Genomic DNA, 25,666 nt, shown 5'->3' with positions numbered 1-25,666 from the left:
AAGAACAATGGCTAATTTAAAACAACTGGAAGGTGGACGGGCTGCGTTTGCGTATAAATGTGCTTTACAAGGTAAGGACTTGGGTAAGGACTATAAATCTCATGTTAAAAATATACCTATGATGATAAAAACAAATGGCTTGGGGGCTGCTTTTGCATTTATGAAATCTAAGGAAAAAGAAAAAACTTATAAATTATTGTATAAACAGACTCATGATTGGCTCAAAGAGAATTTAGCTCTTGGGAAAACATTTTCAAAAAATGATGATTTAGTCAAAGTTTTAATTGAATTAGACAGTTCTAGCTATCGTGCTGTAACTATAGAAGTTCTAGCTTTATTTAATTGGTTAAAGCGTTTTTCGGATGGATTGATTGAAAAAGAAAATAAATAGATTATGAAAGAATACAAAGAATATAATATTTTATTAGAATATTCAAATTCTCAGTGGTCTATATATTCTGACGAATCTCTTAGTTTTTGTTTACCTAAATTAGAAGACTATTATGATTTCAACCAAGCTAAGGAAGACCAAGAATATACCGCTCATTGTATAGAGAAAATAGTATTTAAAATAACAAATAAAAAAGGTATAGAATTACCTAGAAAATATAAGCATATTATCATTGATTTTTTATCAAAACAAGATAATAAAATTACGATCCAATCTACTAATAAGAAAATTCCTAGAAATTTTAATTTTGATAATTTTGACATACAAAGTCCTTTCATTATTTATTTCAAAAAAAGTGATATTTTCAAAATAAACCAACATAATCTAGATGTCCCCCAATATAGTGGAGAAGATATTGTAGGAGAAAAATATGTTCTGGTATCATCAATAATAGAAGAAAGCAAATTTAAGAAAAAGAAAGAATCACTTGAGAATTACTTAGAAAAGGACTCACTTACCTTTGTTAAGAGTCAAGTAAATTTTAAAGGAACTGCATTAGATATTCGTATGGGAGAGCTTCTAAGTGGTAAACGTTTACCCTTTGATAGTTATCAACTATTGGCAGCATCTAATTTTAAACAAATAGATAACTTTTATTTAGAATTAAACAAAACCGCAAGATTAGGAGTTGTAGAGAAAGATAAATTTAGTATTGATATTAATCAATATGCCACTAAAAAACTCTCGCATAAAAATCTTATAGACTACATCCTACAAAAACAAAAAAAACAAGCCAAGCTCATCACCCCTCAACATAAATGCTGGACACAAGCCACAGATGGGCGCATGGTCGTTGGTTTGGGTGGTGCTTCTGTTTATGAGACCTCTATGACCTTGCATCATATTTATGGAATTCCTTATATTCCTGCTAGTAGTATCAAAGGCGTGGTTAGAAGTTGGATAATTCAAGAAGTAATTTATCCAAGTCTATTGGACAGAGATGAAACATTTAACCAGTTAGAGTCTAAAGAACAAAATAAAAGATTAGAAAAAGTGGCTATGCAAGATAATATTTTTGCAGCCATTTTTGGAACAGATGATAAGGCGTTGGATTCAAAAGCGCATAAGGGTAACATCGTCTTCTTTGATGCCTTTCCTGCATCAGAACCCACAATAGAAACAGATATAATGACACCACATTATAGTGACTATTATGGGGATATTGACAATAAAAAACATAAAGCACCTGTAGATACAGAAAGTCCTATTCCTATTCCTTTTCTCACTGTAGCAAAAGGCACTAAATTCCAATTTATTATAGGAGAAAAAGGAAATGAGGGATTATTAAATCAACCATTTCAAGACAAAACAATTATAGATTGGCTAAAACAAGCTCTAAGCGAACACGGCATAGGCGCAAAAACAGCCGTAGGCTACGGTTACATGACCACATAAAACAATAAAAAATGATAGAAGTAACACTCATTCCAGTAGACAGCAGCATGATTTCAGCGATTGGGTATGATGCAGACAGTCAGACACTTTTTGCAGAATTTGCCACCACAGATAAAATATATGCTTACGAAGAAGTCGAACAAGAGATATTTGAAGAATTGCAGCAAGCTAATTCTGTAGGAGGTTATTTTAGAGCAAATGTATTGAGATGCTATGGGGATTGGCAAGTTCGTCGTAATCGAGATTTAAAATGGTAAACTAAATTCATTAAGACATGCTCCTAAACCTAAGCAATCACCTTTCTGATCAATGGGGAAAAGCACAGCGACAAAACGCCATCGCTCAATACGGAAAAATAGAAGACCTCCCCTTCCCTACCATTGCCCCCCAAAATAGTAGTGAAGAGATACAAAAATTAGCGATAAATTACTGTCAACGAATTGTAGCATTGCAACCACAAGCAGTTCATCTAATGGGAGAAATGACCTTTACCTTCACCTTGGTACGATTGTTACAAAAGCAGAGGATTTCTTGCATTGCTAGTACCTCACAACGCAAAGTAGTGGCAGAAGAAAATGGGCAAAAAACCGTCTTGTTTGAGTTTGAACAATTTCGGGAATATCCAAAAGCTTAATTGCTCCAATCATATTTATCTTTTATAGGATTAAGATGACCTTCTACCCAATGACAATAGGCTTCATAGCCTATAACTTCCTTGTCTTCTAATCCTTTTAACGCTTCTTGGAAATGGGCAAAAATCTCTTTTTCTTTTTTAGAAGAAGGCACACATTTATTTAATTGATCAAAAAATTTAAGCAAAATATCTTCAAAAATGCTAATGGTATTCTTCTTATTGTCTTTAATATTTCGGCTAAGATTATCTACTACTTTTGAACTTTCTAATTCATAAAAAATGGCTAATTGCAATAAACGAGCACTTCGAACAAGCTTAGGTCGATGTTCATTAAAACGAGTACTTCTTGAAATTTTTTGTAACCAATGAAGTGCTTTATCAAAATCATTGTTTAACAAATATATTAAGCCTATGTTATAAAAAAATGCAACTTTTCTCGATTCATTAATCTTGTTTTTATACTTTTTTAGCCCTCCTTCAATTCCCTGTATGAGTTCTAGTGCAGCTGGATATTTTTTTTGGTTCAGATAAAGCATTTGTCGGTAAAAATAAACATTTTGGAACTGTTCGCCTTTGGCATCTGTATTCTTTTGAGGAATTTTTACAGTTTCTAGTTTTTCAATAATTGCTTCTGCTTCTACAAATTCTTTAGCACAAATATGGTAATTGATAAGATTTGCCAACTGTGTCATATAAGACGATGCATCTTTTTCAATAATATGTGGATGTTGATTCCATATTTCGATCGCTTTTTTTTGATGTTCAATGGCGAGTTGAAGCTTTTTTTGGAGATGTGCTGATAAGGCTAGGATATTATAATAGTAATACTGCGAAAAAAAGGAACCGTGAATCGGAAAATCTTTACTTTCAGTTTTTGCATACGTATCTCTAATCTCATTTGAGATGAATTGATCTGATTTTTTTTGTTCATTTTTTGTTCTAAAGATCGTCGTTAACTTGATATTTTCATGACGATAAGCCATTTCTTCTTTTAAAGTATTGGCAGCAACATGTGCCATTTGATAAACAGCGTCTATTTGCTCCTTAATGTCTTTTTTTTCAAGCGCCACAATAGCTGCTGCTTTTTGAGGAAGAATTTCTAATAAAAAAGTATTCTTATGATATTTCAAGGCTAGATTTTCTGCTTTCTTAAAAACGCTAATTGCTTTTAGATGTAACCCTCTTTCATCTAAAATTTGAGCCTCTAAAATTAAATCTTGCAGTTGAATGCTGATGGATTTATTAGCATAGGAAGTTTTTAAGGTTTCAATTAGTTTTTCATAAAGATAGTTTTCCGAATGCCGAAGAATCGACTTAGGATCAGTTTTAAGTAAATCATTGCCTATTTGATCTATTAATCGAGCTAAAATTTCTTCTTTATTATAGTCTCCTAGTTCATACAAAATATTAAAAATTTCATTGTAGTATGTTTTTTTACCATCTTTTTCATTTTTTTTTTGAAGTCTATTATTCAGCGTAAAACTTCGTTTTTCGCTAGGTGATAATGTTTTTATTAAATCAAATAAGGCTTTTCCTGTCGCCATAGGTGATAAATTAGTTTATTTTTTATAAAAAAAGAAGCACTATATCCAAGTTCAGAATTCCGCAATTCCAAAGTTAATGGTTTTGGAGTAGCATGCAATTTTCTCAGTTTTGCAATATCGAAAACAAACAACCATTAAACTAATGATACCATGTACAAACTTGAGATTGAGCAACTGATTCTAAAGAAAGATTGCAATGCTTTTATAAAACACTTTTTTGATATTTCAATGGAGTTTTTTCTACTCTTATTAGTACATCAAGAAACTTTTGAATTAGCATACTTAGAAAAAGGATCCACATTAAACGATTATGTTATTACTCTGGACTCAAACAATACACGAGTACTACATAATAAAAATTTTGAATTTAAATCTAATAAAGATCCTTTAGAGTTTTCACTAATTCTATTAGGAAATTATAGGCGATTAGCTATGAACCGAATTAAAATAAAAAAATTAATTCATACCAATGCATTCATCAACACTAGAGATCGTAGTACAACTCTATTTCACCAACTTTTTACCGTTGTTCTTCCTGTAACGATACTTAGACAAGAGAATACTATCAAATTTGACAACCCAACCATGAGCATTAATTTTTCTTTAAAAACAACATAACAAAATGGCAAGAAGCTTACCTCTTAAGTTATTACCTTCCCAATTAAGTAGTTTATCTAAATCCACTAAAACGGGAGTAAAAGGTAGCCAACGAACAGAACGATTCCTTTATCCTCAAAGAACGACAAATAAAGCCCCAGGAGAAAATCCTAGAGTTGTTTCTTCTGTATATGGAAGATTAAAAACAATTATTTTATTTTTTCCAACCAATGGAGCTTATACTGTTTATCCTTATTTCAAATTTGTTAAAGAATTCATAGAACAGTTTAACGGAGGAGGGCGACGTTTTTTATTGGTAGCAGAATCCAATGTATTGTCAGGATCAGAATGCGATGAACTGAGTCTATTAGCTAGACAAAATGGGAATACTTTTTATTTGATTCCAATTATTTATGACTCTCGTGATTTGGCACCTTGGGCACAAGATTGTTTTCTATCAATTACATATACTGTTGATGGAGAGGATCAAATTTATCTAGTAGAACCTTCCAATGAGGCAAGTAATAAAAATGTTGCCAAAGAACTAGTGAATAGTTTAGAGCAAATCACAATCCCTAACTTTACAATTCGACATAGTGATAGTCCTATTCCATTTGTTGGAGGGAATGTGTTGGTTGGAGATCGTTTTATTATTATTGGTATCCATCAAAGTAATCGACAACTAATTCGACAATTTGGAAAAAAATGGCTTGGAAAAAATATAATTATTTTAGAATCAAAATCTACTGATTTATCGATTTCTTGGCCTGAATGTAAAATAACAAGTGATAATTTTTATAATCGGTATGATGCCAGTGCAAAAAAACAACCTCTTTTTCATGGTGATCTATTTATGACCGCTGCTGGTAAAAATAAGGCAGGGCAAGAAATTTTTGTTATTGGTGAACCTACTATTGGTTTTGCATTGACAGATGATATACCTGCTGATGTAAAACAATTAGTTAAAGATATTATTATACAAACAAAATGTGCTATCAATGAAGTGATTCGCTTGCTTAAAAAAGAATTTTCAGACTTAAACATATCGTTTCAAATTGTCCGAAATCCACTTCCATTAACTTATTATGACGAGATTGTTAATGAAAGAAAAACACGCCATTGGTGCTGGGCAAGTTATAACAACTGTTTGGTAGAAAATTATTATGATAATAGTGGATTAGATGCTCGAATTGTCAAAAATGTTATTATCCCTTCTTATGGGATTAATAGTGATTATTCGCATAGAACCTGCTCTAAAACAGGTCAATCTTATGGATCTTGGACAGAACTGCATAGTCATGATTTGCAAAATCAATGGTTATGGGAAGATTTGGGGTATAAGGTTGTTCTAATGCGTCAGGATTTTAACCCATTTATACGCAGACAAGGGTCCCTCAATTGTCTGACGAATTGTATTGAACGAGAATAAATTAAATGGCGGAAACCGAAAAGCCACAATAGAGTAGGCCCCTTATTTCATTTAAATTTTTAATTATTATGTCGCAAGCAATGAATTTTGATTCCATTAATTTCAATCCTGAGGCGAAGGAGCTTTCAATTAAACTAGATGGAGAACTAGTTTTTAGTCCATTTAATCTAAGTACCACTGCTGTAAAATTACAGGTTTACAAACAAGAAGAACAGTTAAAGGTACTCCTTGAAACAGCTCCAATCGGAAATTTCTCAAGCGAAAAGCTTGATTTAAAAATCAAACTCATTAGTGAAAATCATTATGCAAAAGTCTTATTTGGTAGTCCAATAAACGATTGTACTACTTCTTTGGGAGACAATGAAGTAATTGCTGTAAAGGATAAATTTCATGCCTTTTGGATTGGTGCAGATGATATTAGAAACACATTAATATCTATTCCCAAAGGGCTCCTTCCTATGGAAGATCGAATTATTTCTTTTGAGATTATTGATGACGCTTTAGTTTTTAAATATCACAGCTCCATTAGTCCTAATTAATTCAACACTCAGGAGCATAGTATTTTTCTATGCTCCTAAACAAAACACTAGACATATACACTAGCATTATTTATGAAAAATATAAAAGTATTCCTAGGAGGAACTTGTAATAAATCTACTTGGAGAACAGCATTAATTCCAAAACTAAAAATAGATTATTTCAATCCTTTAGTAGAGGTATGGACAGAAGAGGCTTATCAAGAAGAACTGCTGCAACGAGAAAGATGTAATTATTGTTTGTATGTTATTACAGTGGAAATGATAGGTGTTTATTCTATTGCAGAGGCAATAGATGACTCTAATAAGCGTCCTAAAAAAACTATTTTCTGTTTCATTGAAGCTGGTTTCTCTAAACATCAAATTAAATCCTTAAAAGCTGTTGGAAAAATGGTGCAACACAATGGCGCCTATTGGTTCAAAGACCTCAACGAAGTAGCTTTATTTTTAAATCAAAATCAATAATAAATTATGGGTAGACGACACAATGTTTTTGTGAGCTATCATCATGAAAATGATCAATCTTATAGAAATGAATTTGAGCAATGCTTTAGTCATTGTTATGATATTATGGTTTCTAAATCCGTTCAACTAGGAGATATTGCACCTAACTTAAAAACAGAAACTATTCGACGAAAAATTAGAGATGAATATTTACGAGATTCAACAGTTCTTGTGGTCTTGATAGGGAAAGATACTTGGAAACGTAAATATATAGATTGGGAAATTTCCTCTAGTATAAGAGATACACAGTATAATTCTAGGATGGGATTAATTGGTATATTATTGCCTTCTCATCCTGATTATGGTAAAAAAACATATAATCCATATACAATTCCTCCTAGACTTCAAGATAATGTAGAAAAAGGCTTTGCCAAAATATATAATTGGACTATGAATAAAAATTGTGTTCAAGATTGGATTCATGAAGCTTTTAATCGACGGTATAATATTATTCCTGATAATTCTAGGACTTTATTTAGAAACAATAGGTCATTTTATCAATGGCAATGGCAAGATTAAAACTAAATCCCTGATTCCCTTTCTAATTAGATTTAACGCAATTATTTCTATCAAATAATCATAATAGATCTTCTATTAATGACCAATAATCTATTGTTAACTATGAAATATCCTTTAAGCATTTACGTTTTATGGCATACTAACAACTACCAAGGTTTTGAATATGCAAACACCATTTTTTCGACCTTTTCAAGAGATGTGCAGCACCCTTTGCAACGAGGAATTGGGATTCCAACTTATTTTATATCCAATCCTAAACATTTAATGGAAACCATTAACTGGGAAGAAGCTGAACAAACTTGCATTCTATTTTTTATAGATGAGCATATGATTATAGATGATGCTCCAATCAAATGGGAACAAGAAATATTGGCGGTTCACAAGCATTGTCATAACAATCAACATAAAACACTTTTTTACCCTATTGCTACACACGAACAAGCTAGTCAATTTTCGACAAAATTAAACATCAGTAACCGTCTCAACTTATATGACTTTAAAAGTCAAGAAAAAGAAGATGAACTATTATTACAAATTGCATTTAAATTATCTACAAGACTATATCCCCTTAAAAATAATGAACGTGAACTTCCTGTTACCGTTTTTATTAGCCATGCTCGACAGGATGGTAGTAATTTAGCTCTATTAGTCAAAAATGCAATTGATAAGTTAAGATTTGGACTAACTTCTTTTATAGATGTTAAGGATATTGGGAAAGGAGAAAATTTTGAAAAAGAGATTACGAATGCTATTACAGAATCTATTTTTCTAGTCTTAAATACAGATGAATATAGTTCTAGAGAATGGTGTATTAAAGAAATTTTGTACGCTAAGCAACATTATTGCCCAATCGTTCATGTTAATGCAACCAAAAATCATACTAAACGAGTGTTTCCTTATTTAGGTAATTTCCCAAGTATTAAGTTACAAATAACAGAAACAGGCAATAGCAATATTAAGGAAATAATAGCTACGGTTTTATTAGAAACACTTCGATTTAAATATCATAAAAAACTAAATAAAACTATTGTTAGTCAGTCAAATAATGATAACATTAGAAGCTATCAATCTTTGGCTTTACCTCCTGAACTATTGATATTAAATCAAGATAATCAAAAACAGCTTTTACTGTACCCAGATCCTCCTTTAGGAAACGAAGAGTTATCCATTTTAAGGACTAAAAAACCTAATATAGAGTTTACAACCCCCATGCTCTATATGTCACAAACGCTTATTCAAGAAGTTTATAATGAAAATTTCTTACATAATAAGACCATAGGTTTATCTATTTCTGAAAACCCTAACCTAGTCAAAGGCGGATATCAATTATTTGATCACCTTCATCTACAAGATGCGTTAGTTGAAATTTCTCGTTATCTATTGGTTACAGGAGCTAATTGCGCTTATGGAGGAGATATTAACTACTCTAAAGAATTAAGTTTCACCAATATACTTAGTGAGTTGATTGCATCTTATCGAGAAGATTATCAGGATGATATTACTCCTATTATTAATCACGTTTTTTATCCTATTTCTGAATTTGTCAAAAAAGACATCCATATCAGAAGCAAATACAAAGGAATAATTGATTTCAAATTTCATGAGAATCCATTGACTCATCCATTTTCTGATTTAGAAAGTCCTGAAGCCGCTATTTCATTGACTTATATGCGTAAAAAAATGTTTGAGCAAAACGATGCTCAGATTTTTATTGCAGGAAAAATAAGAGGTTATAAAGGACTTATATCAGGTATTTTAGAAGAAGCTTACTGGGCTCTAAAATATCAACGTCCGATTTATATTGTTGGGGCTTTTGGAGGAATCAGTGCAGCTTTAATTCAGTTGTTTGAGGGAAAAGAGAGTCCTCTTATTCAAGAAGATTCCTTAGAAAATTATCAAAATGAGCATTGGAATCAAAAATATACCACTTACCAAAAATATGCACAAGAGTTGTGGCAAGAAGATAAACAGATGCTTAATGATCGTATTCATTATGATTCACTCTCTAAATTCTTTGACAACTACTGGAAACAGAATGATAATAACCTAAACAATGGTTTATCGTCCGAAGAAAACCAAATATTGTTTACCTCCAACAACCTCCTTGAGATTACTAGATTGATACTTAAAGGACTGAATAATTTTTTTAATCCCAATAAATAATAAATAATGAAAGGAATTAATCGAGCCAACCCTAAAGTTAATATGCGATTGTTAACAGAACATCGCACAAAAGGCAAAAAATGTGTGTTTCTGAGCCATAAGAGCAAAGATAAAAATGCATGTATAGAAATTGGAGCATATCTTAATGACGCTGGTATTGATATTTATCTCGATTGTTATGATGAAGAACTACAGATTGCCACTCTTGAAAATGATAAAAAGAGCATCACAAAATGTATCAAGAAGGGTCTTAAAGAAAGTACGCATATTTTATGTGTAATTTCTGCTGAGACCATTAAATCTCAATGGGTTCCTTTTGAAATTGGTTATGCACATGCTGCTATTGTTGATAACTCTTTTAATCAAAAATCAAAAGAATATCAAGTTAGTATATTACGATTAGAGGATATTTCTAATAGAGTGCTTCCTGACTACTTGCAAACAGCACCTGATATTAAAGGAGGAAAATCGTTCAACGAGTACATTGCCATTGTCCTTAATTCAAGTAAAAAACAATTGCTCACAGAAGGGCGTGTTCAAGATGTCTTCCTAAAATATAATCATCCTTTACACAAAATTCTAAATCTTAACAAGTAAACGATCATGAGTCGAACAGCAGATTATTTTGTATCAAAATTAAAATGGAAAAAAAAGGGAGTTGTGGAATCTTTTTTAGTTCATTCCAATGATTACGCTTCCATAGATGACAATGGTATAGAACGACAAAAAAGCTGGGTAATCCAACAATTGAGAACTGGTAAAATTTTTCGTTGCATTCATAAAAATGAACAAGGACAATGGTGTAAAGGTGCCCCCTTAACACTTAGTCAAAATTTCAATTCTAAAGATAATTCAGCCTTACCTTTAATTCTTCCTAGACGAAAATCATTTATTAGTTATTACCATAAAGATAACCAAACAGATAAAGAGCATTTCAAACACTTAACGACAGATTTAATTGTCAATAAATCTGTAGAAGATGGAGATATAAAATCTGATTTAAGCGATGAATACATCAAGCAACTGATTCTAAAAGGTTATTTAAAGGATACTACTGTTTTAATTCTATTACTTGGTAACAAGACCAAATGCCGCAAACATATTGACTGGGAAATTAGTGGTGCACTAAACCTAAAAGTTGGTGACGGATATGCAGGAGTATTGGGCTTAATTTTACCATCACACCCTGACTATAATACGGGAAAATACACCTCTTCTAAACATCCTCAACGATTTATAGATAATGTTGAAACGGGTTATGCGATTATTAGAAATTATACGACCGATCGTAAGAAACTACAGGAATATATTGAATTAGCTTTTGCCAATCGGAAAGCTCAAGCAGACAAACGTATTAATTCAAGACCTCAGATGAAAAAAAATACTTGTACATAATGAGGGATGCAATGACGACTTTCAGAATAATCCGTTTACATATGGATTATTCTGATTTAAGCTTACATATAGAATTAGGAGTGCTATTCTTAATTGGAATATTCTCTATTCTAATCCTTTTATTTATTGTCAAAAGATATGGCAAGAATAAATTCCAGCTTGTAGAAATGGGCATAGAAATTTCAGGGAATCCTAAAGCTACATTTAAGGTAAAAAGAGATTATTCTAACTTGTATATTGCCAATAGAATCTATATAGAATTAATTACTAGAAAAGTAACCTTACCCTTTGAAGAAGGAAAAGATGTTATTATTGAAATTTATGATTCTTGGTATCAATTATTCGGATTTATTCGAGAAGAAATAAAAACAATTCCTGGACATCATTTGCAGAAGAAATACTCAGGTAATGCACTAATTGATCTAACAGCAAAAATATTAAATGAAGGACTAAGACCTCACTTAACAAATCATCAAGCTGCTTTTCGAAAGTGGTATAAAATTGAAAGCAAACGAGTAGCACATAGTCAATTATCTCCACAAGAAATTCAAGAAAGCTACCCTCATTATTCTGAGTTAATCATTGACCTAAAACAAGCAAATCAATCATTAATTCACTATACCAAGTTGCTAAAACAGTTTTTAGATGCTACTTGATCCTATCAATAATTAACTACCAAGTATTAATATTTGATACTTTAAGATCATCTGAAATCCCAAATAAACTCAATAAATCACTTGGAATATAAGTTGCTTAGAAAAGCACATTAATCATTTTCATCATTAAAAATTTTATAAAATGTCACTTATAGAATGCCATGAATGTACCGCAAAGGTGTGCAACTAAAAAAAGTCAAACAAACTTTTGGGGGCAAAATTATCAAATATTGTTTTATTGCTTTCAATTTATTTATGCTCAGCAATTCTAACGATGTAAGAAAATATATTAAATAATAATAATCTAAGTACAGGACAAAAAATGGAGAAATTGAAAAATTAGTAAATTAGTAGTTGCGAAATCACTATTTACAAACTTCAATAACTCCGAATGAAAGATACAGAAAAAGTTCTTAAAGATCTAAGTACAGGACAAAAAATGGAGAAATTGAAAAATTAGTAAATTAGTAGTTGCGAAATCACTATTTACAAACTTCAATAACTCCGAATGAAAGATACAGAAAAAGTTCTTAAAGATATATTATCTGATCATTTTGCTGGTCAAAGTCAGCGATTGACCATGTTGAGTAAGCTGGTTATTTCCATAATAAAAATGAGCAGCATTAGCTATGCTCAACTTTCGCTGGTATTGAACCCTTTTGCAAAACGAGAATCTAATTTCAAAAGGATTCAACGTTTCATGAAAGAATACAAATTCTGTCGTAAGTGCTATATTCAATTAGTTTGGAAACTCATTGTTTTTAGTAATCAGTGGGTAGCTCTGAGCATTGATAGAACCAATTGGAAATTTGGGAAAATCAACATCAATATTTTACTAATAGGTATTAGCTATAATGGAACAGCAATACCACTTATTTGGACTCTATTAGACAAAAGAGGTAACTCTTCTCAACAGGAACGGATAGATTTAATGCAAAGCTTGATGAGTCATTTAACAATAAAGCAAAAAGGGCAAATCAAATATTTGTTAGCAGACCGTGAGTTTATTGGTAATCAATGGATAAGCTATTTAAAATCTTTGCCTTTAATTTTTATTATTAGAATCCGAAGTAACAGTTTGATGCGAAAGTTTGGACAAATAAAAGAAGTAAAAGTTGGCAAATACTTTAGCCAATCAACTTTTAAAGCTTTGAGAAAACAAAGAATACTTTTCAAGCACCAACTTTATATTGGAGGTCAGAAACTAGGTAAATCTGAATGGCTTATTTTGATAAGTAACAAACCTATTTCAAAAGGTAAAAGAATTTATCAAGAACGCTGGGGAATCGAAGTTTTTTTCTCAGCTTGTAAAACAAGAGGATTTAATTTTGAGGATACTCATGTAACAGCACCATCTAGATTATCCAGTCTACTATTTCTTGTTGCAATAGCCTTTGTTTGGTCTTATAAAACAGGAGAATGGTTAATCAAAAGAGGGGGTAAAATTCCAATAAAAAAACTAAAAACTCGAAAAGCTAAACTCTTTAGTATTTTTAGATTTGGCTTAGATTATATCAAAGAACGTTTACTTAACTTTTTAACTTTATTTCAGGAATTAAAACTTTTGTCCTGTACTTAGGTCCTGTACTTAGAATAATAATATCAAATAGCTATTCTAATTGAGGTCGAATATTGACCTTTCTAGCGATTATTTGATAGATTAAGTTCATTGAAATAGTAGGAATAAAATCAAAGAGTACTCGAACTTTCTGCCTTAAATCACGCAATGTTTTTGCTTCTTTTAAGGCTTGTTCAAAACTTTCATCAACAGCCCTTGTAATCTGGTCAACAAAAAATGCTAATAGCATAATCAAAGCAAATACTGTTGACAAGTAGAATTTTCCATGACCATAATTATGTTCCAAATTGTAGTCTTGATTCTTCAAGGTGTTAAATGTCTCATTTTCAATTTTCCAACCTGCTCTTCCAGCTGTGGCAATAGATGAAACATTTGATTTAGTCAAAGTTAGGTTGGTAATCCACTTATTGGAATAAACCACTTTATCTTTTTCTAAATCATATTCTTCGTATTCTAAATAGTTTACGATAATATCTTGGTTTGCGCCATTTAGAATGAGGTTAGATGCCCACCTGTATCGACACAGAGTCTTTTCATTTTTCTGGTATTGACACTGATGCAAACTATCCTTTTTTCTAAGTTGCTTAACTTGTTCCAAAACATATCCTTCCTTGATTACTATGATGTAATCCATTTGGATATCTTGTGCTTGAAGTGCTTTAATAGTTGGACCATCAGCATATAAAGCATCTAAAAGAATTAAGATCTTTTCTTTTGGCAGTATGCTGCGTAAATGTGGAAATAATCGTTTACATGCCTTTCGTTCACAATCATTCTTTTTTGAACCATCCTGCCGCGTTATTGCTTCTCCAAAAACAGGAAAAACGGTCTTGAAATTAGGATGAACTACACTCGCTGCTAACAATTGGTGATGATGTTCTATTGTACCATTTTTTCTTTTCTTTGTTAAACATTGAGAACAACCAATCTTATTGGAAGAAAATGTACCTGTGGCATCAACACTTACTAGCAAATGTTGGTCTAAGTATCTTCTACTTTCGAGTATTTTGAGCCTTTCCAAATGTTCAAAGATTGTTTTAAAAGTAGGTTGAAAAACAGATGGTTGGACAGCATCTAAAATTTTTCGCATCCCATTATCTGTTGGAAGCTTACTAATTTTAAAGACTTGTTCTAAATTGTCCTTACGATGAATGGCATTATCTATAAAACTCAATAATGATGGATCTTTTAGACCAAACATAGCAAATGCTCCCATTAAACAATCATGTAGCAAATATTCTGTATGCCCTTTTCGATCGTCTGGAACTTGGTGAAACTCTTTGGATACTATTTCTACTAATTTGTCGTACATCGTTTACTTTTTAGTAAATGTACGTTCCTTTTTCAATGAACTTAAATATTATTTTATCATATAATTCTGTTTATCGTTAGAATTGCTGATTTATGCTTTACTCAATAATAACAGGAATTGGAGTGGCTGTACAAACAACACAGAGTTATTCTAGTGAAGCAGAACAAGCAGGTGCTACAATTGGAAGTGGATTAGGAATAATGTTGCTTTTGTTTATCTGGGGAATTGGAGATCTTATACTAGGTTTATTCGTCTTCTTAACTCGAGCCAAATAGTTTTTATCATTGCAAAAAAACAACAAAATGAAAACATTTATTAAAATTCTAATGATCTTTATCTTATTTATTATTGCTACGCCTTTATTCGTGCTTGTAAAAGATGCACCATCTTTAAAGTTAATTTTTTTAGCGGGGTTGGTAGCAGGTATTGGAGCAATTTGGAAATACGACTCAAATACTAGTTCAGAAATAGATAATCAACATTTGGATAAATCCTAAGAATCATGTTTGTAGATTATTATGCCTTATTAGAAATAACAATAAATACCGATCAAACCAAAATAAAACAAGCTTTCCGAAAACAGGCTTTCAAATGGCATCCTGATGTTCACCCAAATAAAGATACAACAGAACGAATGAAAGCAATCAATGAAGCTTACCTTATTTTATTATTTTAAAAGATCCCATAGCTAGATCACGTTATGATAATAGTTATCATGCATTTCAAGCAGAGAAAACATCTTCAAAACAAAATACAACGAATCATGAACAAGAGCACTATTACAAAGACTATAACATAAGTGATGCTGTGCTAAAAACTTGGATGGAACGAGCAAGAAAACAAGCAGCTACTTTAGTAAAACAAACCATTGAAGATTTTAGAGGAATGGCTAATGCAGGGGCGAAAGGCATTGTAAAAGGAGCCGGAGAACAATTTATAGCGCAAATAATTATAAGTTTATTGTTTTTACTCTGCTTAGGTTTGGCGAAGGCATGTAATTAAGGAGTCATATAGGCTAGTGTTTTTTAACCTTAGCAAAGGTTTTATTTTCTTTAATAACTCCTAAACCATGACTACAGCCTTTGCCTAAACCTATGAAATTAGGAATAAAAACATTGCATTTAAAATGTAAGTTAAACGCTATTCTTCGGACTCTCTTATGTTTAATCCATTGTGTGTTTAATAAATCTGTAATACTCAACTCTATGGATTCAGGGACTTCCCATTGAACGCCCTTAGCAAAAGATAAGATATGTCCAATCAAAATTGGTTCTAAAAAATCCAGTTTCTCAGATAAACGTTCTAGTTCTTGATATTGCTTATAGTTATCTTGGTTTAGAGCCAACCAATTATGTATCCTATATTCTCTTTTTTGAGAGAGTATTTGTAGTGAAAATTGATTCACATTTAGACTTTTGAGACGCATCTGATGTTGTTTTTTACCAATCATCAAAGTCCAATCAGCTTGAGCAAAAAAATGTTGCGCTTCTTCTACCCCTTTATCTATACAAATCAACATAGGATGATTTTTATTCAACTTATATTGAATAAGCGGATAACGGTAATGAAAAGTAGTGGGATTATTTGAACTATTGTGATTATGGAACCAATCATGTTCTAATCCAACTTTATGAGCCATCGCTCCTCTAAATTGGGCAATTTCCCAAGGTTCTAAATAACTGTCAAAAACAACAGCTAAAATTCGCAGCTCTTTTTGAATCGAAAATTCACTATGCATCATTTTTATTTTATGTATAAAAATCAAATTACTGTTTATTTAATAACAAACCAAATATTCAATGCAATTATATATTGATTCTTATGGCGCTTTTTTAGGTGTAAAGGATGGGATGTTTTGGGTCAAGCCCATAGAAACTAAAGGAAAACTTATTGCTGTCCGAAAAGTTCGCAGCATTTTGCTTAGTCCTAGCATTCGTGTAAGTACAGATGCACTTTTTTTAGCTTTAAAGAACTCTATTACTGTCCTCTTGCTAGATAAAATTGGTCGATCGAAAGGACTTGTATGGAGTGGGCAATATGGTTCTATTTCTACTATCCGAAAACATCAAGCTTTATTTGCTCAACATATACAAGGAATGCTTTGGATCCGAGATTTATTATTACAAAAAATTAATAACCAACAAAGTTTATTAAAGCAATTATATAACGACAACTATTTAATTGAACGAGAATACTTAAATGCACAAAAAATAATGGCAAATATGATTCAAAAATTTCAAAATTGGTCTACTGAAACTACTTCTAATTTAAAAGAAATTGCAGCAAGTTTTAGGGGATGGGAAGGAACAGCTTCTAGAGCTTATTTTTACTGCCTTAGTTTAGTAATACCTAAGCAATATAATTTCAAAAAAAGAAGTAAACATCCAGCCTATGATCCTTTTAATGCTTGTATGAATTACTTATATGGAATTCTTTATGGAATAATTGAAATAGCTTTAATTAAAGCAGGTATAGATCCATATATGGGAGTTCTCCATACAGATCGTTATAATACTCCAACATTGGTTTTTGATGTCATTGATCAATATAGATCTTGGGTAGACGAACTCATTATACAGCTCTTTTTAACACATCCAATACCTTCATCCTATTTTCAAAAGACAGCAAAAGAGGGCTTATGGCTGAGCTTTGAAGGAAAAGAAACATTAGTTCATGCTTTTACCAAGCATATGAATCAAATTATTTCTTATAAGGGAAATAAGCGCAAGCGACGTTCTCATATAGATATAAATGCCTTCCAAATGGCAACAATGTTTAAATTCTTTTCTCCTTCTTCTTTTAATTCTTAAATATTCAATTATGAAAAAAACATGGTACAAAATGACTCCATACATTATAGGGATTAGCTTGTTTGGATCAGGATCAGCATTTGCTTGGGAGTTAGGTTGGATAGAGTTAATAATTCAACATTTTTGGTACGAAATACCTATTTCTCATAAAGAAAAGACACCTTTAATATCGGATAGTTCAACGATTATTTTAGACACACCTAATGATAGTATTAAATTATCTCCTGAAAATCTTATCGAATGGATCGAAAGTGAAGAGGATGATCTGTATACTTCTAAAATGACAAATAATAATTATTCTGCAAAAGAAAAAAATCAAAAACCCTCAGGAAATCGCATTGGCTGTATCTGCATGGACAACGATCGACAAAATCGTCAAGGAACAGGTGCTTGTAGTGGTCATGGCGGCGTTCGATTTTGGCTACATCAACAAGAAAATGGTTTAATACTTGAATACCCAACTTCTCACCACAAAAGACATCCAGCTCCTCTTTCGTATGACGAGCTATCAAAATTAGCCTCTTTTAAAAGAAAACAAAAAGAAAAAAATACCAATAGTAATCAATCTACTTTCTTAGATATGTTAATGCTTTTTATTGTTTGTTTGACAATAGCATATATTGCTAAACTTTGGTGGGAAAAATCTTCAACATGAACTATATAATTACCTATGATATAGAAAATGATCGTTTACGTAGTAAAATTGCAAAATTCTTATTAAAAAATGCCTGTGAAAGAATGCAAAAATCTGTTTACTTAGCTCCTTCTTTCAAAACCTCAGAGTGGGATAATTTTAGACAAAATTTGCATACTTTATTTCAAGGACAACTTACTGTAAACGAGAGTTTATATATTATTCCAATTCAAAAAAAACAATTAATAGAAGCTATTGTTATAGGTAATTCTAGTACTTTAGACTCTTTTCTAACAGAAATATTCTATCTTTTTTTCTAGTTTTTTCTTATTTTGAAAGAAATATAAGTTCTTTGACATAGTGGATACTTTGTAATACATATACAAAGAATGATATATATATCATAAAGTGAGTACTAAACCATCATCCAATAAAAGTAGGATTGAAACACTTGCAATCTGTACACGTCCATTTTGTAGGTTAGTAGTACTAAACCATCATCCAATAAAAGTAGGATTGAAACAAAGTCTAGTATCTAAGCAATACTAGCTAAGCATTTAAAGTACTAAACCATCATCCAATAAAAGTAGGATTGAAACCTAGTAATCGCGGTACTGATTCCCAACTTGAAGTCTTGTACTAAACCATCATCCAATAAAAGTAGGATTGAAACACTCCATTGTTTTTGACCTCCAATTTAAATTGATCTCGTACTAAACCATCATCCAATAAAAGTAGGATTGAAACTATTTTTGTTTTCTATGAATAGATGTTAATACATCAAAGTACTAAACCATCATCCAATAAAAGTAGGATTGAAACAATAATGTTGTTAGGATCTGAGCTTGGATCGAAAAAGTACTAAACCATCATCCAATAAAAGTAGGATTGAAACCTGGAGTTGCGTGTAATAGATTAAATAATAAGCAGTTGTACTAAACCATCATCCAATAAAAGTAGGATTGAAACTTGTTCATTTAGAATTTTGGATCACCTATCCAGTAAAACTATAAGTTCAAAAAAACGACCGTTTATGTGAACTCAGTTTTAAAATTAGAAAATCTACAAATTGTTCTACATACATGTTCAAAAAAACTGGTCTACCTAATCTAAGTTTAGCTTGTCTTTTCTAGATAAGTTTTGTAAACTTGTAGCATGAAAATAGGATATGCAAGAGTAAGTACAAAAGACCAATCTTTAGATTTACAGATTGATGCTTTAAAAAAGGCAGGCTGTGAACAAATTTTCCATGAAGTAGTCAGTGGAGCAAAAACTGAACGGGTAGAACTGAATCGACTTCTTTCTCAATTACGGAGAGGAGATATTTTAGTTATATGGAAATTGGACAGACTGGGAAGATCTCTCAAACATCTGGTTGAGCTTGTTCATGAATTAAATGAAAAAGGCATTGGACTCCAAAGTATCAATGACCCAATTGACACCACCACCTCCCAAGGAAGACTAATCTTCAATATTTTTGCTTGTTTGGCAGAATTTGAACGAGATGTTATTCGTGAACGTACCCAAGCTGGACTCAAAGCTGCTAGGGCAAGAGGTCGAGTGGGTGGAAGACCGAAAGGCTTATCAGAGGATGCACAAAAAACAGCTATTTCAGCCGAAGCGCTCTATAAGGATGAAAAATTGAGTATAGCAGATATTTGTAAAAACCTTTCTATTAGCAAAGCAACACTCTATAAATACCTTAGGCATCAAGGTGTAGATATTAAAGGATTTACCAAACGTAAAAAGTAAATACTAAACGGTCCTTTTCTTTACTCTTTTACTTTCTCTTAAACTTTTCTAACAAAAGACGCTTTTATAGTAAAAAAACTCGTATCTTTATCTAAGTAAAATTTGTTTTAATTTTTAATGAGTTTATTTACTTATGTTAATTGGATATGCTCGAATATCGACCCATGAACAAAATTTAGACTTGCAACAGGATGCTTTGGAAAAAGCAGGTTGTGAAAAAGTCATTCTTGACACAGCTTCTGGTAAAAATACTAGTCGCCCTGGTCTTGATACGATAAAAACTATCCTTCGCAAAGGAGACACTCTTGTTGTTTGGAGGTTAGATCGCTTGGGGCGTTCACTAAAAGATTTAATTGAGTGGATGAATTATTTGGAAGAGCAGCAGGTTAGCTTTTTATCCATTGAAGAATCCATCAACACAAGTACCTCTACAGGTAAACTCATTTTTCATATCTTTGGAGCGTTAGCAGAATTTGAGCGTAATTTAATTTTGGAACGAACAAAAGCTGGGTTAGCTGCTGCTAGAGCTAGGGGGCGATTAGGAGGAAGACGTAAATCTCTGACACAAGAAAAACGTCAAATGGTTTTCGATTTATACCAAAGTAAAAAACATCCTATCATGGAAATTTGCAATATGTTTGGTATTTCAAAACCTACCCTATATAAATACGTTCGAGACTTTCAGAAGTAAACTATGCAAGAATTCTTAATCCTCTATTATTATTCCAATAATTCTTAACCAAATTATCAAGATGAGTAAAAATAAAAAACAAAACATATCTGTACTTGGTACACCTATTAGTATCGTTAAAAAGAAAGAAAAAGATTTTCTTTCTCTAACGGATATGGTTAAGAACTTTGAAGGGGGCAATGCCCTAATTGAACAATGGTTGAGAAACAAAAATACAATTGAATTTTTAGGCGTTTGGGAAAAAGTTTACAACCCTAATTTTAATTCCCTCGAATTCGAGGGAATTAAAAATGAAGCAGGAACCAACCGTTTTTATCTTTCTGCTAAAAAGTGGATTAGCACAACAGGTGCCATTGGATTAGTTTCCAAAGCAGGGCGTTATGGAGGAACATTTGCCCATAAAGATATTGCCTTTGAATTTGGTTCTTGGCTAAGTCCTGAATTTAAACTATATCTAATTGTTGAGTTCCAAAAACTAAAAGAATTAGAACATCAACAAAAATCGCTGGCTTGGGATGTAAAACGACTACTGAGTAAAATTAATTATCGTCTACATACTGATGCTATCAAAGAATATTTGATTCCTCCTAAAATAGAAGGGACTCGCCAAGTCCCTATGATTTATGCTAATGAAGCAGATCTGCTCAATATGGCAATTTTTGGAATGACAGCCAAACAGTGGAAGCAAGAAAATCCTGATTTAAAAGGTAATATTAGGGATCATGCAACACCTGAACAATTGCTAATTTTGGCCAATATTGAGAATTTAAATGCTGAATTTATCAAATCAGGACTTGATCACCAAGAACGCCTTGAAGAACTCAATCGTATTGCAATTTATCAAATGGGCATCTTAATTGGTTCTAGTTCCTTCAAAAAATTGAAAGAAAAACACAATAAACAACTCCCCCCAGAAGCTTGATTCTTGCATATTAAGCAATCTTTTTTAATGCTTCAATCTGAGGTAAATAGGTAGAACGAACTTCTGTTAACAATTCTGGATATGTTTTTTTAGCCTCTGCATAGACAAACAATTGAAAACGAGGATTATCACTAAAATTTTCTTCATCACTCAATAAATTGTCAAACTTATTTTTGGCCAATCCAGAAGCTTTTGTTTGCTGGATGATTGCTAATTTTTCAGCTGGATGGTCTTGAAAGAATATATCGATTTGCTCATTTTCAGCAGCGTTTAATAGACGTTTTAATTCCACTAGTTGCTCTTTCAACTTTGCCTTATTCTTTGCTTGAGCAGCTTTCTTTCTTTTTGTTATTACCTGTGTTTGTTTCTTTATTTTACTTTCATCAAATAAGGTAGGCTGCTCTAACAACTTTCTTAAATAACCTGCCCTATTTTTAATTTGATTATTCTTAGGCGCATTTTGAATATATTCAATTCGTTCCTTTATGTGTTGTATAGAATAGTTCCTAACAAATTCATTAAAGGTTTCTTTTGTAATTCCCCAATTACGGATAATTAGAAACAATTCATAGCCATTTCCAACATCTGTCACCTCTGCTCCTATTATTGCTGTGGAAGTTGTTTTTACATTTCCATTGTCATAAATCTTAAAGTTCAATGCATAAACAGCACGACCTTGTTTAATTTCATCAAACTCAAATCGAATATCTGTATGTTTCTTAATGTCTTTTTGTGCTTTTACAATAACCCTTTTGAAATGCCCATACTTCTTGTGCTTTTCTTCTAAGCCCAACATTACTTTTAAATCGTGCACTGTGATTTGATGCTGTTTCTTATACTGATGCAATTTCAAGAACTCAAAAATTCGCAATGTATGCACACTAGAAATACCTATTGTATTCTTTATATCATAACAAAGATAACGCTTTAGTCCTAGCAAAAAAGGTTTTAGACGAGGATGGAACTCCAGCTCTATATATCCATTCCCAGTTGAATTGTCATCCTCAGCAGGTTCTGTAACTGCTGTGATAAGATGTGTTTTTAATATACGCCTATGCCCTTCCTCTGTTGTGTAAGGAATTTTGATAATCTTGTTTTTTGTTAATAAACTCTCTGGTACTTCTCGAATTCGATCATAAGCATCATTACTTTTACATTCATAGAAATCAATAATATCACGAATATTAATTCGATACGATTTAAAATCAGGATCTTTTTTATCAACTAATGAGGCTAATATAGTATAGACTCTTTTTTCCCAAATAGAAAAATTGTAGGCTGCTTCTACTAAGGGTTGAGCCTTGGCAACATTTTTATCCTTAATATCCTTTTTCTTAACTAATTGCGCAGGTATTTTCATAACGATTTTTTATCTTTGATAACAGCAAAATAGATAAAAAAACTAAACTATCCAACGAACTTTGGCCTATGGATAGTTTTCTGCTAAAGATAATTTCCCGTTTTATGGATAATTAAAATAGAATAGTTTAGCTGTTTGCATTATTTTTTCCCGTTTTATGGATAATTAAGAATTTTCTCGCTCCCAACACAAGCAATAATAAGCTATATATCAATAAATTACGTCCAAAAATAAATTTTTCCCGTTTTGTGGACAATTAAGTTTCTACAAAGCCTAGCCCTTTCCCCTTTTGTGGATACTTCTATGTAGAAAAACATAAAAATTGACTCTTTTAATCACTATAGTTGGCAAATATGGGTAATAGGCACTATATAAGCCTTATAACTTCCCGTTTTATGGATAATTTGCATAAATAAGAACTCTTAGATCTGTATACTTTCCCGTTTTATGGATAATTAGGGGATCTATACCTTAGAAAACATCTCCCGTTTTTCGGATAGTTCTTCCCGTTTTATGGATAATATATCCCGTTCTTAGGATACTTGGCTCCTGTTTTATGGATAATATATCCTGTTTTATGGATAATATATCCCGTTTTATGGATAATTAAACTCTAGAAGCCCTATAAATACAAAGGTTCAGGCTCTTCTTAACAAATAACAATAAACAAATAAAATATAAAACATCAACAGTTCTTCTGATGATGTTTTTTCATGAAAAAATTATTTTAGGTACTTTATTTGTAATAATATACTATTCTTTATTTCTAGAAATCTAGATTTCTATTCATCTGGATGAAAGTAGCATCTTGTCGCCATACTTTTCTAATAAAATAGTTTTCTAGAAAAGAAGAAATATATTTGGCCAAATTGAAATTAGCTTGAATATATTTTGTCTGACATTGAGGTTATAAAAAAGCTATTATTAAAAATAGGAGTTTTTATGAAATCAACAGAAGAAATTAGTAAAAAAATATTTTTCTAGAAATCTATAATTCTTTATTTCTAGAAAAAAAAGACCAAAACTATAATACCCCTTTCGTCACTTTTTACCTACAGCTAAAATCAAAAATAATAAAAGAAGTTTCTTTAAGAAGAAAACTATATTTCTAGAAATATAGTTTTTTGAAAATGTTAGCCTTTAAAAACTAGAATTCTTTTTTTCTAGTAAAGTACAAAAATATATTTCTTCTTTTCTAGATAAATAGAAATATTGAATAAATATGATGTTGTATTATCACGAAAAAGTAGTTAGCAGTTATCATGGACTGTTTAAGATGGAAATAAGTACTTTATGCTATCGAAATCTTACTTCATGGTAATGCTTTTAGAAGTCTTCTTTTCTGGAAAAGAAGACTTCTAGGTAACTAGAGTAATAAAATAAATTCACTTGTATATTCTAGTAGTAGTTCGTTGCTTTTTACTTTTTTACCAAAAAGATAAAAAAGCACATTTATATTAGTTTGATAATCAGGGTTTTAACATGAAACGCAATGAAACTATAACTTACTGATTATCAAACTAATAAAGTTTTTCAACGAACTATTGTTCTAGTTTATACATGTTTTAAGAACCTTTGAGCAAAAGGATTAAATCTGATGAGAGGAGAATAGAAAAAAATAAATCTCGATTTCTAGAAATTAAGATTCAAAAAAGAAAAACACCTTTCAAAGATATTATAAGGAAATAAATTTTAGATCTAATACAGATTTCTTATTTTTAAGAAATCTTTTTAAATAATTTTATAGATTTCTATTTTTCTAGAAATCTTCTTAAAACCAATTTATCCACATGGCAAAAGTTATTGTATTTGGGAATCGAAAAGGAGGGGTAGGCAAATCTACTTTGACAATGATGACAGCTACAGCATTAAGCCAAGCACCCTTCAATAAAAAAATCTTAGTTATAGATGCTGATGACCAGCAAAGTCTGGTTAAATTTAGAAATGATGATTTAGGAGATGATTTAGATGCAGAGCCTAGCTATAAAATCATATCTTGTCTTAATGACATAGATCGTCTGTATGAAATTATCCAACGTGCACGAACTACACATGATTATATTTTTGTAGATGTAGCTGGGCGATTAGATGATTTTACCAAAAAAGTTTTGTTTTATGTAGATGTTCTAATGATTCCTTTTCAGGCAGGAAACTTCTCTTTGGAGTCTACCTTTGATTATGTAAAATTTGCTCTAAAAGTTTCTCAAAAAAGAGAAGGCAATAAGATGAGACCAATTACAATGATAGGGTTTGTAAATATGTATATCAAGGGGAGAACAAGATATAGAGATGCAAGAGAAGATTTAGAGGCATTTGAAAAGTATGTGTCTGTGCTAGATAATAATTTAGGATTTTATACGGCTTTTATGGATGCAGATACTTTAAAGAGTATTTATTCTAATAAATCAAGTGATACTGCAAAGCGGAATTTTAGATGTTGGTTGAATGAATTAATAAAAACAGCAGAATTATGAGCAAGAAAAGAAGAGGCGAAAAGTTAGCAGGAATGTTGGATAAAGATTTGCCAACGCCAGATAAAGTAGAAGCTATGTTTAATGATGTGGATTCTATTTTAGAAGAAAATAATATTTCTAGAAAAATAGAAAGGAAGAAGTTTGGAACACAACTACGCCCAGAACTAATTAAAGAACTAAAACGCACTGCTCTTAATAGAGATATGACTATTACAGATTTATTAGAGCGTATTTTGGAAGCTTATTTTGAGAAAAATACGGAATAGCTATTCTTAACGAAGAATAATAGACTGGTAGGGGGGATCATTT

The 25,666-nt window shown here is 31.5% G+C and carries 29 protein-coding genes and 1 pseudogene; 26 read left to right on the top strand and 4 right to left on the bottom strand.

What is annotated here, in order from left to right; all coding sequences use genetic code 11:
• Positions 1 to 7 precede the first annotated feature (7 nt).
• From cmr5 to QP953_RS28520, 4 genes are read left to right on the top strand one after another with little or no spacing between them, the layout of a single operon-like run.
• Positions 8 to 391, top strand: a complete 384-nt coding sequence (gene cmr5, locus QP953_RS28535) for a type III-B CRISPR module-associated protein Cmr5 (RefSeq protein ID WP_309555600.1) — start codon at positions 8 to 10, stop codon at positions 389 to 391.
• 3 nt (positions 392 to 394) lie between these two features.
• Positions 395 to 1,846 (top strand): type III-B CRISPR module RAMP protein Cmr6, encoded by a 1,452-nt coding sequence (gene cmr6 / locus QP953_RS28530; RefSeq protein WP_309555598.1) that lies wholly within the window; start codon positions 395 to 397, stop codon positions 1,844 to 1,846.
• Positions 1,847 to 1,857: 11 nt separating this feature from the next.
• The gene (locus tag QP953_RS28525) at positions 1,858 to 2,103 is read left to right on the top strand and encodes a KTSC domain-containing protein (RefSeq protein WP_309555597.1); all 246 of its coding nucleotides are present in this window, start codon (positions 1,858 to 1,860) and stop codon (positions 2,101 to 2,103) included.
• Positions 2,104 to 2,120: 17 nt separating this feature from the next.
• The gene (locus tag QP953_RS28520) at positions 2,121 to 2,480 is read left to right on the top strand and encodes a CRISPR-associated protein (protein WP_309555596.1); all 360 of its coding nucleotides are present in this window, start codon (positions 2,121 to 2,123) and stop codon (positions 2,478 to 2,480) included.
• On the opposite strand, the gene QP953_RS28515 is transcribed toward QP953_RS28520, so the two are convergent.
• Complete coding sequence (locus QP953_RS28515) at positions 2,477 to 4,024, bottom strand: hypothetical protein (RefSeq protein ID WP_309555594.1); 1,548 nt, start codon at positions 4,022 to 4,024, stop codon at positions 2,477 to 2,479. The two genes, QP953_RS28520 and QP953_RS28515, sit on opposite strands and share 4 nt — an antisense overlap.
• A 150-nt stretch (positions 4,025 to 4,174) precedes the next feature.
• Here QP953_RS28515 and QP953_RS28510 point away from each other — a divergent pair, with 150 nt between their 5' ends.
• From QP953_RS28510 to QP953_RS28465, 10 genes are all read left to right on the top strand, one after another.
• Entirely contained in the window at positions 4,175 to 4,642 is a 468-nt protein-coding gene (locus tag QP953_RS28510; RefSeq protein ID WP_309555593.1) for a hypothetical protein, read from the top strand.
• 4 nt (positions 4,643 to 4,646) lie between these two features.
• Complete coding sequence (locus tag QP953_RS28505) at positions 4,647 to 6,050, top strand: hypothetical protein (RefSeq protein ID WP_309555591.1); 1,404 nt, start codon at positions 4,647 to 4,649, stop codon at positions 6,048 to 6,050.
• A 68-nt stretch (positions 6,051 to 6,118) separates the two neighbouring features.
• Entirely contained in the window at positions 6,119 to 6,589 is a 471-nt protein-coding gene (locus QP953_RS28500) for a hypothetical protein (protein ID WP_309555589.1), read from the top strand.
• Positions 6,590 to 6,661: 72 nt separating this feature from the next.
• Entirely contained in the window at positions 6,662 to 7,051 is a 390-nt protein-coding gene (locus QP953_RS28495; protein ID WP_309555587.1) for a nucleoside 2-deoxyribosyltransferase domain-containing protein, read from the top strand.
• Between the two features lie 6 nt (positions 7,052 to 7,057).
• The gene (locus QP953_RS28490) at positions 7,058 to 7,609 is read left to right on the top strand and encodes a TIR domain-containing protein (RefSeq protein ID WP_309555585.1); all 552 of its coding nucleotides are present in this window, start codon (positions 7,058 to 7,060) and stop codon (positions 7,607 to 7,609) included.
• Positions 7,610 to 7,711: 102 nt separating this feature from the next.
• Positions 7,712 to 9,772, top strand: a complete 2,061-nt coding sequence (locus QP953_RS28485; RefSeq protein ID WP_309555584.1) for a TIR domain-containing protein — start codon at positions 7,712 to 7,714, stop codon at positions 9,770 to 9,772.
• Positions 9,773 to 9,778: 6 nt separating this feature from the next.
• Entirely contained in the window at positions 9,779 to 10,369 is a 591-nt protein-coding gene (locus QP953_RS28480) for a toll/interleukin-1 receptor domain-containing protein (protein WP_309555583.1), read from the top strand.
• A 6-nt stretch (positions 10,370 to 10,375) separates the two neighbouring features.
• Positions 10,376 to 11,167, top strand: a complete 792-nt coding sequence (locus QP953_RS28475) for a TIR domain-containing protein (RefSeq protein ID WP_309555582.1) — start codon at positions 10,376 to 10,378, stop codon at positions 11,165 to 11,167.
• Positions 11,168 to 11,208: 41 nt separating this feature from the next.
• The gene (locus tag QP953_RS28470; RefSeq protein ID WP_309555581.1) at positions 11,209 to 11,823 is read left to right on the top strand and encodes a hypothetical protein; all 615 of its coding nucleotides are present in this window, start codon (positions 11,209 to 11,211) and stop codon (positions 11,821 to 11,823) included.
• A gap of 508 nt (positions 11,824 to 12,331) precedes the next feature.
• Positions 12,332 to 13,402, top strand: coding sequence for an IS4 family transposase (locus QP953_RS28465; protein WP_052594644.1), 1,071 nt, complete (start codon positions 12,332 to 12,334; stop codon positions 13,400 to 13,402).
• Between the two features lie 31 nt (positions 13,403 to 13,433).
• On the opposite strand, the gene QP953_RS28460 is transcribed toward QP953_RS28465, so the two are convergent.
• Positions 13,434 to 14,714: a hypothetical protein gene (locus QP953_RS28460; protein WP_309555579.1), complete on the bottom strand. Its 1,281-nt coding sequence runs from the start codon at positions 14,712 to 14,714 to the stop codon at positions 13,434 to 13,436.
• A 92-nt stretch (positions 14,715 to 14,806) separates the two neighbouring features.
• Here QP953_RS28460 and QP953_RS28455 point away from each other — a divergent pair, with 92 nt between their 5' ends.
• The 4 genes from QP953_RS28455 (at position 14,807) to QP953_RS28440 (ending at position 15,716) form a co-directional block, all read left to right on the top strand.
• Positions 14,807 to 14,989 carry a hypothetical protein gene (locus tag QP953_RS28455; RefSeq protein ID WP_309555577.1) on the top strand — a complete coding sequence of 61 codons (183 nt, stop codon included), beginning with the start codon at positions 14,807 to 14,809 and terminating at the stop codon, positions 14,987 to 14,989.
• Positions 14,990 to 15,016: 27 nt separating this feature from the next.
• Positions 15,017 to 15,211, top strand: a complete 195-nt coding sequence (locus tag QP953_RS28450) for a hypothetical protein (protein ID WP_309555576.1) — start codon at positions 15,017 to 15,019, stop codon at positions 15,209 to 15,211.
• Positions 15,212 to 15,216: 5 nt separating this feature from the next.
• Positions 15,217 to 15,390, top strand: a complete 174-nt coding sequence (locus tag QP953_RS28445; protein ID WP_309555574.1) for a DnaJ domain-containing protein — start codon at positions 15,217 to 15,219, stop codon at positions 15,388 to 15,390.
• A gap of 146 nt (positions 15,391 to 15,536) precedes the next feature.
• The gene (locus tag QP953_RS28440; protein WP_309555572.1) at positions 15,537 to 15,716 is read left to right on the top strand and encodes a hypothetical protein; all 180 of its coding nucleotides are present in this window, start codon (positions 15,537 to 15,539) and stop codon (positions 15,714 to 15,716) included.
• Between the two features lie 13 nt (positions 15,717 to 15,729).
• Here QP953_RS28440 and QP953_RS28435 read toward each other — a convergent pair whose 3' ends face one another.
• The gene (locus QP953_RS28435; protein WP_309555571.1) at positions 15,730 to 16,455 is read right to left on the bottom strand and encodes a CRISPR-associated endonuclease Cas6; all 726 of its coding nucleotides are present in this window, start codon (positions 16,453 to 16,455) and stop codon (positions 15,730 to 15,732) included.
• 58 nt (positions 16,456 to 16,513) lie between these two features.
• On the opposite strand from QP953_RS28435, the gene cas1 reads away from it, so the two are divergent.
• The 6 genes and pseudogenes from cas1 to QP953_RS28405 all read left to right on the top strand — a co-directional run bounded on the left by cas1 (position 16,514) and on the right by QP953_RS28405 (position 21,523).
• Positions 16,514 to 17,524 carry a CRISPR-associated endonuclease Cas1 gene (gene cas1 / locus QP953_RS28430; RefSeq protein ID WP_309555570.1) on the top strand — a complete coding sequence of 337 codons (1,011 nt, stop codon included), beginning with the start codon at positions 16,514 to 16,516 and terminating at the stop codon, positions 17,522 to 17,524.
• A 10-nt stretch (positions 17,525 to 17,534) separates the two neighbouring features.
• Positions 17,535 to 18,179 carry a hypothetical protein gene (locus tag QP953_RS28425; protein WP_309555568.1) on the top strand — a complete coding sequence of 215 codons (645 nt, stop codon included), beginning with the start codon at positions 17,535 to 17,537 and terminating at the stop codon, positions 18,177 to 18,179.
• Positions 18,176 to 18,478: a CRISPR-associated endonuclease Cas2 gene (gene cas2, locus QP953_RS28420; protein ID WP_309555567.1), complete on the top strand. Its 303-nt coding sequence runs from the start codon at positions 18,176 to 18,178 to the stop codon at positions 18,476 to 18,478. The genes QP953_RS28425 and cas2 overlap by 4 nt, the downstream gene beginning before the upstream one ends.
• An 835-nt stretch (positions 18,479 to 19,313) precedes the next feature.
• A pseudogene (locus tag QP953_RS28415) lies at positions 19,314 to 19,883 on the top strand (recombinase family protein); the annotation flags it as partial.
• A gap of 160 nt (positions 19,884 to 20,043) precedes the next feature.
• Complete coding sequence (locus QP953_RS28410; RefSeq protein ID WP_309555565.1) at positions 20,044 to 20,601, top strand: recombinase family protein; 558 nt, start codon at positions 20,044 to 20,046, stop codon at positions 20,599 to 20,601.
• 61 nt (positions 20,602 to 20,662) lie between these two features.
• Complete coding sequence (locus QP953_RS28405; protein ID WP_309555564.1) at positions 20,663 to 21,523, top strand: KilA-N domain-containing protein; 861 nt, start codon at positions 20,663 to 20,665, stop codon at positions 21,521 to 21,523.
• A 10-nt stretch (positions 21,524 to 21,533) separates the two neighbouring features.
• Here the strand turns inward: QP953_RS28405 and QP953_RS28400 are convergent, their stop codons facing one another.
• Entirely contained in the window at positions 21,534 to 22,883 is a 1,350-nt protein-coding gene (locus tag QP953_RS28400) for a replication initiation protein (RefSeq protein ID WP_309555637.1), read from the bottom strand.
• A 1,790-nt stretch (positions 22,884 to 24,673) separates the two neighbouring features.
• Here QP953_RS28400 and QP953_RS28395 point away from each other — a divergent pair.
• Together QP953_RS28395 and QP953_RS28390 are read left to right on the top strand one after the other, a co-directional pair.
• Entirely contained in the window at positions 24,674 to 25,357 is a 684-nt protein-coding gene (locus tag QP953_RS28395; RefSeq protein WP_309555636.1) for a ParA family protein, read from the top strand.
• Positions 25,354 to 25,623: a hypothetical protein gene (locus QP953_RS28390; RefSeq protein WP_309555635.1), complete on the top strand. Its 270-nt coding sequence runs from the start codon at positions 25,354 to 25,356 to the stop codon at positions 25,621 to 25,623. Before QP953_RS28395 ends, QP953_RS28390 begins: the two co-directional genes overlap by 4 nt.
• Positions 25,624 to 25,666 lie beyond the last annotated feature (43 nt).

It is taken from the genome of Aureispira sp. CCB-E, from assembly GCF_031326345.1.
Classification (GTDB): domain Bacteria; phylum Bacteroidota; class Bacteroidia; order Chitinophagales; family Saprospiraceae; genus Aureispira.
The sequence above is the reverse complement of the archived record's forward strand: the minus strand, read 5'-3'. Positions and strand labels throughout refer to the sequence as shown.